This is a genomic window from Pseudomonadota bacterium (assembly GCA_034660915.1).
Lineage (GTDB): Bacteria > Desulfobacterota > Anaeroferrophillalia > Anaeroferrophillales > Anaeroferrophillaceae > DQWO01.
The window spans coordinates 1-2,147 of sequence record JAYEKE010000179.1 but is presented as its reverse complement, the minus strand read 5'-3'; the positions used below and the strand labels follow the sequence as shown (position 1 = coordinate 2,147).

The 2,147-nt window shown below is 53.0% G+C and carries 2 protein-coding genes; both read left to right on the top strand.

Annotated elements, in window-relative coordinates; translation table 11 throughout:
* On the top strand, positions 1-1,263 hold a 1,263-nt coding region (locus U9P07_10430; GenBank protein MEA2109821.1), incomplete at its 5' end, for a GGDEF domain-containing protein.
* 166 nt (positions 1,264-1,429) lie between these two features.
* On the top strand, positions 1,430-2,029 hold the full coding sequence (locus U9P07_10425; GenBank protein ID MEA2109820.1) for a PilZ domain-containing protein: 600 nt from the start codon (positions 1,430-1,432) through the stop codon (positions 2,027-2,029).
* The last annotated feature ends 118 nt before the right edge of the window (positions 2,030-2,147 follow it).

Here is a 2,147-nt window from a genome sequence, read left to right as displayed (position 1 = left end):
GAGGATTATTCCATGATCAAAAATCTACAGCATTACTGGCAGCGGGGTAAAAACAGCCTGATGACCGTTTTCGCCTCCGGCGGCAACCATAAACACCCCCTGCTGCCCTTACCGCAACTGGCTTTTTCCGGTATCAGTTTGACCGAAAGCGAAACGACCTTTCCTCTCCCTGACGACAACCGCAAGAGCCCCGAACGCTCCCAGCCATTACGGTTCTTACAGACTTTTTTCGATGCCATCACCAAGGTTCAGGATGCCAGCCTGTTGTCCACTGCCGGCCTGCTGCTGTACCAACTGGCAGACGGAGAAAGCATTATTTTTGTTGAATACCAGCAGGGGAAATTGACTATCCACTCTGCCAGTCGCCGGCTGAACCACAAGAATGATTTCGGGCAGCGGCTCATTCAGGCCAGCCTGGCTGCTTTCCGGAAGCTCCCAGCCAGTAAAAAAGACATCCGCTTTGAGATCTTAAGTGAACTTGACGATCTTGCCTGGCAGGCACAAACCACTATCAGTCCGCTTCCCGGACCGCATAAGATCGCTCCGGACCACTTCCTGGCCGCTTTTATCATCGGCAGGAAGCGGGAATCCCGCCCCCGGTGGACCCGGGAGACTGATCAACTGCTTCATTTCTGCCTCCAGCATGTGGCCATCCGCCTGGGGGAAATCAATGCCCTGGCAACCCTGCGGCTTAATGCCAACACCGACCCCTTAACCGGCGTTCATAACCGCCGTTTTTTTCATGAAGTTTTAAGTCGGGAAAGTGAGCGCTCGAACCGTCATAATCAACCCTTGTCCCTGATTATCCTGGACATTGATCATTTCAAGGTCATTAATGATACCTTCGGCCATCTGGCAGGTGATCAGGTTTTAAGGGAAATCGGCCGGATCACCCGGGAAAGTATCCGCGCCATCGATATGGTCTGCCGTTATGGCGGCGAGGAGTTTGCCATCATTCTGCCCCAGACCGAACTGGAATCCGCCAGTCTGATAGCCGAACGTTTGCGCACCAGCATTGCTGAATTCCCTTTTTCCACCGGAGAAGAAAGACCTCTGATGGTCACCGCCAGCCTTGGGGTGGCCTGCTGGCACGGCAGCGGCTATCTCAGCAAACAGGGAACAGAATTGATCCAGGCATCCGATCGGGCACTTTACGCGGCGAAAGATACCGGCCGAAATCGAACCTGCACGGCTCAACAACCCCAGGGAAAATCACCCGGAAAGGGCAGGAAATCGGTTGTCTTTGTTTCCCCTGCATGCTAGAATCAGATTCGATATTACCTGAATGTTCGAATGTTACCCAAAATCGTGGGCCATGACCTCAATTATTGCTGGGTTTCCAATAATTAAAGAGATTGTGGGGACATGACCTTAATTATTGATGGGTTTCCAATAATTAAGGATCGTGTCCCCATAATCCCCAGAGACTATGGAAGATAAAGATCGTCGAAATTATAATCGCCTGGATGTTTCTCTTTTATTCAGCTGGCAGCCCTTGACCGCCGAGCTGGAAGAAGGGATGCTGCCGGCTCTAGCTGCCGCTGACAACCCCTTTGCTTCCTGGTTTATGGATCTGCGACCACCGCTGCCTCCCAACTCCGGGGAAAATGATGAATTAAACAGCTATTACCGCAAGTTCAGCGAACACCTGGAAATCATGGAGCGGAAAATCTCTTTGCTCAGCCAGATTATCTTTCAACCGCCGATGCAGGAATTCTTCCGGCAGCAGCCGCTGCCCCTCAGCCTGAGTGCCACCGGGGTTTCCTTTCCGGCAGCCGAACCGCTGGATGCCGGCGCCCAAGTGCTGCTGACCTTCTTCCTGCCCTATGCGGCCCAACTGGTCAGAGTCAGGGCCATTATACTGCGATCCACGATCCGGGAAAGCCGAAACCCGAAACAGGCCTGCCTGATCGCCGCCCAGTTTGTCGACCTGGGCCAGGAGATAGAAGATGAGATCGCCCGCTTTATCATTTTAAGCGAAAGAAAACAGCTGCGCCAGGCCCGCCTGCACCATGAAAAAAACGCGTAAAACCAGCAGCCGACGGCGAAAACCGACGGCCAAAGAGCGATCCTGGCTCAGCTCCCTGCTTTTTTTTATCTTCGGAGTCAGCCTGGCTTTTATTGTTCTTTCCTTTTTCCCCCACCTG